Genomic DNA, 9,819 nt, shown 5'->3' with positions numbered 1-9,819 from the left:
CAATATCGGACACTTTGACAACGAGATCCAGGTGGCCAACCTCAAGAACCACAAATGGACCAACATCAAGGACCAGGCGGACATGATCGAGCTGCCCTCGGGCAACCGCATCATCCTGCTGTCCGAAGGCCGCCTGCTGAACCTCGGCAACGCGACGGGGCATCCCAGCTTCGTGATGTCGGCGTCGTTCACCAACCAGGTGCTGGCGCAGATGGAGTTGTGGAGCAAGGGCGAGGACTACGACAACAAGGTCTACGTGCTGCCCAAGCATCTCGACGAAAAGGTCGCCCGCCTGCATCTCGACCGCATCGGCGTCCGCCTGACCGAACTCGCCCCCGACCAGGCCGCCTATATCGGCGTCAAACCCGAAGGCCCCTTCAAACCCGATCAGTACAGATATTGAGAGGCATGTCATGAACAAGCACACACCGCATATCGTGGGCGTCGGTAACGCGCTGGTCGATGTGGTCGCGGCGGTCACCCCCGAGGTGATCGCGCGCCACGGCCTCGAGACCGGTGGCATGTATCTGGTCGATGCCGCCGCCGCCCAATCGCTCTTCGAAGAGGTCGGGCCCGGCGTGCGTCAATCAGGGGGGTCGGTGGCCAATTCCATCGCACATCTCGCCGATCTGGGCGTGGCGGGCACATATCTGGGCAAGACGGCCCAAGATGACCTCGGCCGCACCTTCGCAGAGGAAATGCGCGCCATGGGCATCGATGCGCCGATCGTGCCGGGGTCGGCAAGCGAGACGGGGACCGGGCGATGCGTCGTGCTGGTCACGCCCGACGGCGAACGGACGATGAGCACGTATCTCGGGGCGGCGGTGACGCTGAAGCCGTCCGACCTGACCGACGTGATGCCAGAGCGTTTCGATACGCTTTTCGTCGAGGGATACCTGTGGGACGCGCCGCAGGGTGCGGCGGTGATCGAAACCGCTGCGCAGGCCGCGAAGGCGGTCGGGGCGAAGGTCGCGATGACGCCGTCGGATGCCGGCTGCGTCGAGCGCAACCGCGACGTGATGCTGAACTTCATCGCGCAGCACGCCGACATCCTGATCGGCAACCACGTCGAGATCGGCGCGCTGGCGGGCCAGACCGATACCGAGGCCGCGATGGACTGGGCCCTGTGCCATGTCGGCATCGCCGCCGTGACCGAGCACGAAAAGGGCGCGCTGGTGGCCGACGAGACGGGCCGTTACCATGTGGACGCGGTCGTGGTGCCAAAGGTGCTGGATACCACTGGCGCGGGCGATGCGTTCGCCAGCGGCTTTCTGGGGGGACTTGCCCAGGGTCGCCCCGTGGCCGAGGCCGGGCGCATGGGTGCGGAATGCGCGGCGCGCGTCCTGGGGCATTACGGCGCACGAGACGGCGCTGCGGCACGGGCGATTTCGATCCCTGCCGCGTGACAGTCTGTTCCGGGGCATCCATGCGGTGCCCCGGGATCACGGCCCGCGAATCGTGGTGCCGGACCGGTCGCGATCTGCGGCCACACCCGATCTTTCCCGAAACATCCCGTATCGACTGAACCCTTGCGGCGCGGCCTCTCGGTTGCCGCTGCGTCAACATTGCAGCAGAAATGTCTTGCAATGAGACGGAATGACCCGCCAAGGTGTAGTAAAAAGATGGGACCGTGCCGTGCTGATCGTGCCGGGCGGCGGAATTCGGGAAAATCATTATGTCGATGCCGTTCACGTCAAGGGATGCCGATAGTCTTCCGCATATTCCGTTGAACAGGGGATTTCGGCGACGGTTGCGGCGGCGTGACAGTGCGCGCTACGAGCGTTTGAAAGAGGCCGCGTGGCGCATGCGGCTCGACCCGCTGGAGCCGCGCGTCCTTCTGAGTGCCGACCCGCTGACCATCATCGCCAACGATCTCGACGATGATGGCACGGTCGATACGGACGCCACCGGTGAACTGACCGTTCGGATCTTCGAGGAAGACGACGGGACGAACTGGGTTCAGAAGGCAGAGATCGTCTGGGCCGGTGGTGCCAAACAGGATTTCGCGATCGGCGGCAAGGACGGCTTCGAGATCCAGACCGGTATGGCCGATGACGACGTGTCGGTGATCTTCGATACGTCCTTTGCCAATGCCGGCGGTGATTTCGGGGTCGAGATCGACACCGGCGCGGGCGACGACACGCTGACCATCACGCGATTCGATACCGGCTTTTCCGGTGACATCACGCTCGTCGCCGAGACGATCACCATCGACGACACCGCCGCCGGCGGTGACGGCGTGATCGGGTCCGCCGGCGACCGGGTCGGCGACGTGACGCTGACTGCGAGCAGCGACGCCACAGTTACCGATGACGGCACCAATCAGACCGCGGCGGCGGCCGCCGCCATAAACATCAATGCCGACATATATGCGTCGGGCGCGATCACCGGACTGGCAGAGGCCGCGGTCGGAGAGACCACCGCGCCCCTCGATTTAAAAACACTGATCCAAGGAGCCACAACGCTTGAGCAAGGGGTGACGATCGACGTGCACGCGCATCTCAGCGTCGCGGATAATGTCACGCTGGACGGTGGCACGGTCAGCCTAGATGCCGAGACGCGGACCGATGTCACCATCGCGCCCGAACTGGCAGTCCTGAAGGAGCTGACGACCGACATCACGACAAAGGCCACCGTCACGGTGGGCGACGGCGCGACCCTGACCGCCAATGGGACCGGTTCGGCGCTATCCGTCGGGGCAATGACCGACACGGATGTCACGGTCGATTTGAAAGCTGGCGCCGGGTTCCTCTCGGGCAATGTGTCAGAGCTTTTGTCAGGGGCGAGTGAGGACACGCTGAGCGATTACAGCGCGCTGCTGTCCACGATCAACCTCGACCGGGTGACATCCGTGGATATCGGCGCGGCGGGTGGCGCCACGACGCAGATGAACGCCGCGAATGGCGTCGCGCGCGTCACGTCCCTAACGGGCGGCGATATCCTCAACACCGTGACGTCGAACCTGTTCGGGCTGGCGACGACGGCGTTCACCAAAGACGCCAACGCCATAACGATGAGCGACACCACGCTGACGGCCGGCACAGCCGCGATCACCGCGCGATCGGACACGCTGGTCGCCACCGGCGCCAAGATCGCCACGAATACCCTCGGTGCGGGCGGGGTCACGGTGGATATCACCGGATCGGACCTGACCACGACCGGGGCGTCGCAGGATCTGCTGGACGCCCACGGCAACGCGGTGCGCGATTCCATGGGGCGCGTGCTGTCGGCGGCGCTATCGGTGCGTGCGGTGGATGCCAGCACCTTCAGCGCGCTGGCCTCCAGCGTCGATATCGACGCGAACGACAAGGTCCATGTCAAGAAGCTGGATCTGGAATATGCGAGTGCGATCAACCGGGTTCACCGCGATGTGTCGGTCACGCTGACCGGCACCGACCTGACCGCGGAGAATGATGGCGATATCGTCGTGCAGGCGGCCTCGGACGCGCAGATCCTTGTCGAGGCGCGCAAGCTGCAATCGGAGGATCGCGCACCCTTGGGTGGCGTCAATTCGCAACCCGCCTACGAGATCGGGGGCACGCTGGCGGTCAACGAGATCACCGGCGAGGTTGCGACGCGGATGACAGGCGGCAAGGTCACTGGCGCTGATGTCAGCCTCGATGCGCGCAACGATCTCGTCGTGGACGCGGTGACCGAGGCGGGCGCGGGCATTTCCGGCACCGAGGGGGCGTCGTTCGGCCTGTCGGTCGCATTCAACATGCTTGGCTACGATGTCGGCGAGGACAGCGACAATTTCGGCGAGATGTTCGGCAACTGGCTGCTGGCGGGCGTCGACACGATCCTTGGTGAGGATTTCGGCGGGCTCAACGAATCGCCACTGGCGACAGAGGCGTTGGCGACCGGCGTCATCATCATGGCCACCGGCCATCTGAGCGTGGCGGCGCGCGGCGGGATGATCCTAAACAGCACGGTGTCCAATACCACGCGGGTCAATGCCAACAGCGCGTTCCGCGACACGTCGGGCGCGTCGGCGGGGTTCATCCTGTCCAACAACAAGGTCGCGACATCGACGAAGGCGCAGATCCTCGGTGACGATGCTAACAACTATCCGTCGGGCGACGAGATCAGCGCCGGAACCCTTGGCGTGATCGCCCACGACGATCAGCAGATCGGCGCGAACACACTCATCACGTCAAGCGCCTCGGCCTCCACCCAGTTGGGGCTGGGGGCGCTGGACGACGCGATCGGCGATTACGCGCCGGCCGATTACCGCGTCGGTCCGGATGAAAACGGCGATCTTGCGCTGTTCGAGGACGGGTCGCGGCCCATGCCGTGGCTGCCGCCCGAGTTGATCAAGCTTTCCGACAGGGCGGTCGATCTGGCGTTCGGCGACCGGGTCATGGTCCTGCCCAATATCACCGGTGCGCAATCCGGCACACCGGGCACGGTGTACAAGTACATGGGCACCGACGGGGCCGGGTTGGAGCTTGACCTCGACGCGCTCGACGCGCTCGACTTCGACGACACGACGCTGTGGCAGCCGCAGCTCGAGACCGAGATCACGCCGGCCGGCAAGAGCTTCACGAATTCCGACACCAACGCGTTCGGCGGCATGATCGTACGTAACGAGGTGCAGGGTGCAGCAGAGGCACGGGTCGCCGACCAGACGGTCACAGTAACCGGCGATCCGGCGGATGGCGCGGCGATGACCGTACAGGCGATCCAGGGCACCGATTTCATTGCCCAAGGTGACCTGACGATCATCAGTTCCGGCGGCAACAGCCTGACCGGTGGCGGCACCACGCTGGCCGCCGGTGGGGCGCTGGTCGTCAATACGGTCAACGCGACCGCCACCGCGGACGTGCGCGACAGCGACACCACGGTCGCGGGCGCGCTCGAGGTCAATGCCCGCAACGAAACCGTTCTCGATGCGACGCTCAACTCGGCACTTTCCACCGGGTCCGAGGCCGCTGGCGTGCTGGTGGCGTTCAACACCGTCGGCTATGCGCCGCAGAACCTGCTGTTCCAGACGCTGGATGCGCTGATCGGAACCGATATCGGTCCGCGCACGTCCGCCGACACGACGGCGACGATTTCCGGCGGCACGGTCGAGGCCGGTGCGGTCTCGGTGACCGCCGACAACGTGGCCCGGATCGAGGCGGTGATCGACAGCGATGTCAGTTCCGCCGCGTCGGCCTTCAAGGGTGCGGGCGGTTACGCGGCGCAGGGTGTGCTGGCGTCGAACATGCTGGCCGGGGCGGCGGTCGCGGAAATCCGTGACGGCGCCGATATCACGGCGACGGCAGGTGACGTGGCTGTGGCAGCACGCGATGTCGTGACGCTGAATTCCACCACCGCGCTTGGCAGTTCGCAAAGCACCTCGAACGACTTGTTCCTCGGGATGGTCAATGACCTCGCCCGCAACCTTCTGGACAGCTACGATTACACGACCGCGTCAGGCACCGTGGACCTTGTCTATGGTGACGTGGTGCTGGTGGCCGATCCGGGCGGCGACGGGCCGGACCGGTTCTTCAAGTTTGTAGGCGACGCGGCCAACGGGTTCGACCTGTCGGCCCTGTCGGGCGTTTATGCGCCCGACAACCGCGGCGGGTCCGGTTGGCGGGGCGGGCTTCCTGCCGGCGATCTCGACAACGCGACGGCCTTCACGGATGTCTGGAAAGAGGTCAACGAGACGACCATCATCCCGCCCGGCGTCGCGCGGGCAATCTCGTCAAAGCTGGGGTTCGAGGGCAGCGGATCAAAGGCATACGCGGTTCTCATCACCCGCAACGAGGCTGAGGGCGGCGCGCACGCGGCGATCACCGATGCCACCGTCAGCGCCACCGACGACATCACGATCACCGCCCGCGAAACGGCAACGCTGACCGCCCGCGAATCCAGCCAGGTCGCCGCCAAGGAAGGCTTTGGCGGGGCCGCCGCGACCAACACGCTGCTGTCCAAGGCACGGGCCTATGCCGACAGCGCGACGCTGACCGCGGGTCAGGGCGACACCGCCACCACCAGCGATCCGGGCAGCGTGACCGTCGAGGCGTTCAACCTTGCCATAGCGGATACCCTCATAACCACCGAGATGTCCGCCAAGGCGGACGCGAAAAGCGTTCTTCTGTCGTTCAACGCGGTCGGTTTCGATGCCTCCAACATCTTCTTCCAGGCGCTCGACGCGGTGCTCGGCGCGTCATACCTGACAGACGCCAATCCCGCCGGCGCCGAGGCGTATCTTGCCGGGTCCGACGTGACGGCCGCCGGTGATGTCAGCGTGACCGCCACCAGCCGCGAGCATCGCGGCAGTCTGGCCGACGGCGTGACAGACGTTGCCGGCAACACGGACCCTGAGATCGCCGACCTCGCAAGCGCGGCCGAGCTGACGGCGCTGGCGCTGGATGATGCGGGCCGCGCCGATGCCGATATCGAGGACATCGAGGCCGACGCGGCCACGCGCGCGCTGCTGCGCGAGGCGATTGCGGCGCTTGAGGCGGCGCGCGGTGCCGATGCCATCGCGGTCGGGGACGCCGTCAATGTCGAGACGCTGGCCGGTGGTGCGCAGTGGTATGTCACCGACAGCAACGGCAACGTCTGGCAGGTGCTGTTCGAAGAGGGCGCGCTGGAGGTGTATCGCGCAAACCTGCTTGATGCGACGGTGGGCAACGACGCCACCGTGGGCGCCTCCAATGACCGTGTGCTGGTCGACCGTATGGTCAAGCAGGACCAGCGCGATAAGGCCCGGCAAGAAGGCAAAGAGGTCGAGGGCAAGCTGAAATACGGCTCGAACGCGGCCTCTGCCGGGGGCGTGCTGGCCAGCAATCGCATCGCCAGCGAAACGCGGGCCTGGATCGGTCCCGCGGTGGATCACACCAGCGGCGATACCGTGCGCGAGTTGCGCGACGGCACCATTGTGCGCGATGGCGAGACGCTTTACAAATATGTCGGCGGCGATGTCCTGACCCCCGCGCATAACACGACCACGGTCGCGGATTTCAACGCCGATGACGGCGATCCGGCGACCAATCTCGACCTCGAAAACGACACCACCATCCGGGTGATGCGCGATCTCTTTGCCGATGGTGCGTCGACGCTGATCGGCCAGATAGACGGTGGCCGGGTCCTGGAAGGGCTGGGCGCCGATGTCACGCCGATCGAGAATTTCATCGACCTGTTTGGCGAGGCAGAGCCGATCTTCGCCGCCGGGGATGTACTGCGCTACACCGGGCCGACGCTGACCCTGCCGGACGATCCCGACCTTGCGGACATCCTGACCGCGCTGGAATCGTTCATCATCGACAATCAGGGCGATTTCACCATCGAGAATCCGCCGATCGACCTGTCGGCCGAGGATTATTCCGACGCGTCCCGCTGGGATCAGGTCACGTCGGCCAACCGGCCCACGGTCATGGCCACGCATGGCAGCGTCATGGTCGATGCCGTCGACCGCGCCAACCTGCGCGCCAACACCTCGCTCAAGGTGTCGGCGGTGGCGACCAACAATCTGGACCTGTTCAAAGGGCTGGTCGGCAAGCTTCAGCGGGACGATTACAGTTACACCACCTTCTCGGGCCAGCAGGACATCGCCGCGGGCGACGTGATCCGCGTCGGATCCAATGGCGGGGCGGATGAGGGCACGTATTTCCGCGCGCAGCAGAATATGCAGTGCGTAACCCTCGACGGAAGCTTTGATTTTTCCGATCCATCGATGTTCACCAAACTGGTGGACGAGCCCGACCTCGCCGACACGTTTTTTCCCGATGTCGGCAATCTGGCCGATTCCGACTCCAAGGCGTTTGGCGGGGTGGTCACGACCAACGACGTGCGCGGCGGGGTCGAGGCCAGCATCGAAGAGGTCAACGTGACCGCCGGGAACGGCAATGTCAGCGTGACCGCCGATGCCAATGCCACGCTTCTGTCGCGGATGACGTCCGAGGTCATCAGCTCGGGCGGCTCGGCCTGGGGCACCGGCGATTCGGTCGCGCGCAACCTCGCCGTGGCGACCAACACCGTGCAGAACTCTGCCATGGCCGAGATCCGGCGCGCCGAGGTCACGGCGCTCGATCCCGACGGTGCTGGCACTGGCGACGTGACCGTCGCGGCGTTCCAGCGGTCGATCTTCGATGCGACGGCCTCCACCAGCGGTCAGACCGGGGACGAGACGCAGACGCTGACGCTGGCGTTCAACACGCTGGGATACAAGACGTCGAACCTGCTGTTCAACGCGGTCGAGGCGCTGATCGCCGATCCGGGCTTCAACCGGCTTGTCGATCCCGAGAACCCGGCGCAGGCGCGGGCGGCGATCGTATCGGGTACGGTCGACTCCGCCGGCGATGTGGCGGTCACGGCGCAATCCGACGGTCTTTTGAACGCGACGGTCGCCAACAGCGCCAATTCCGAGGCCGGCGCGCTGGTCGATGCGGGCGGCAAGGCGTTCGGCCTCGTGCTGGCCTCGAACAAGGTTCTGGGCGCGGCCGAGGCGATCATCGACAATTCCGACCTGTCGGGGGCCGCGAAGCGCGTCGATGCCGGGGGCGATATCGCCGTCACCGCCACCGATACGCAACGCCATTTCGCCAACAGCACGCTGACCGTCAGCAGCACGACCGTCAACGATGGCGGGGCTGCAGTTCTGCAGGAAACCGTCAACGACCTCGTCCCGTTCGTCGACTGGCGGCAGACCGGCGGGCAGCAGGACGTGGCGCTGCGCTTTGGCCACCTAGTCGAGACCACGGGTGGCGATCTTTACCGCTACATGGGCAACCCGGACGAGGATCCGGCGACCGGCAAGGTGCCGACAACCGACCTTGGCGCCGCGGATTTCACCAAGACCAACCTGTGGAAGCCGTTCACGCCGACGCAGGCAATCCCACAGGGGCTGAACGTCACCGACAGCGACAGCTCGGCGCTCGGCTTCATGTTCGTCTACAACACGCTTGCAGGCGATGCAGTGGCCGAGGTGCGTGGCGCTACGCTGGATGCGGGCGGCGACATCACGGTGGACGCGGCCCTCGACAGCCAGATGCGCGCGATAACCGATGCTGCGGTGTCGTCCTCGGGCGGCAGTGTTTTCGGCGAAGGCACGAGCGAGGCGATCGGCGGTATCGTCGCCACCAACGTGCTGTCTGGCGACGCCACGGCACGGGTGCGCGACGCGGACCTCACGGCGGGGTCGGATATCGACGTCACCGCGCAGAATTCCGTCACCATGACCGCGATCACGCGCGCGAATGTCGTGACCGGCGATACCGGCGCGAATGTCGTGCTGGCTTTCAACAGCATCGGTTACCAGCCGACCAACATTCTGTCGAACATCGTCAACGCGCTGTCGGGCGACGCCACCCTCGCCGACCCCGAGGACGAGGTGCCGGTCGAGGCGCGCGCGACGCTGGAGAACGTACGCGCGAATGCCGGCGGCGAGATTCATGTCGACGCGCTGAACATCGCCACGCTCGACGCGACGGTCACCAATGTCACCGAAAGCGCCGCGGCGGCCTTCGGAGATGCCAGCGGCAAGGCCATCGGCATCGTCCTGTCTCTCAACAAGGTTGCGGCGGGGGCCCATGCAGAGGTCGGTGGGTATCATTCCGTCGATGACGGCGCGGTCGATATCGCGCAAGGCGACCTCGTGGTTGCGCCGGACGGCACCGTCTACGAGCGCACCGGGGCAGAGCTGGGTGACGTGACGGTCGCGGGGCTGGATTTCACCGCGGGCGGCTGGTCGGAAAAGACCGACGGCAAGAGTGCGATCAACGATCTGGACGCCGTGCGCGGTATCCGCGTGACCGCACGTGACGCTGCGTCCATCGACGCCGAGAACACGATGGAGCAGACCAGCACCGTCACCAACGATGGCGG

At 65.6% G+C, this 9,819-nt stretch carries 3 protein-coding genes (1 of these 3 cut by a window edge); all 3 read left to right on the top strand.

Annotated elements, in window-relative coordinates:
* Positions 1–403 (top strand): adenosylhomocysteinase (locus tag ACROSR_RS06635; protein WP_432683318.1); only part of this gene is annotated, 403 nt, incomplete at its 5' end.
* Between the two features lie 10 nt (positions 404–413).
* Positions 414–1,406: an adenosine kinase gene (locus ACROSR_RS06630; RefSeq protein ID WP_432683316.1), complete on the top strand. Its 993-nt coding sequence runs from the start codon at positions 414–416 to the stop codon at positions 1,404–1,406.
* Positions 1,407–1,726: 320 nt separating this feature from the next.
* Positions 1,727–9,819 carry the 5' portion of an LEPR-XLL domain-containing protein gene (locus ACROSR_RS06625; protein ID WP_432683314.1) on the top strand. Its footprint extends 24,244 nt past the window's final position, so only the first 8,093 of its 32,337 coding nucleotides appear in the window; the start codon lies at positions 1,727–1,729; its stop codon lies off the right edge, out of view.

Source organism: Roseovarius tibetensis (assembly GCF_050896375.1).
Lineage (GTDB): Bacteria > Pseudomonadota > Alphaproteobacteria > Rhodobacterales > Rhodobacteraceae > Roseovarius > Roseovarius tibetensis.
Note: the sequence above shows the minus strand (reverse complement) of the source record. Positions and strands in the feature narration are given on the sequence as shown.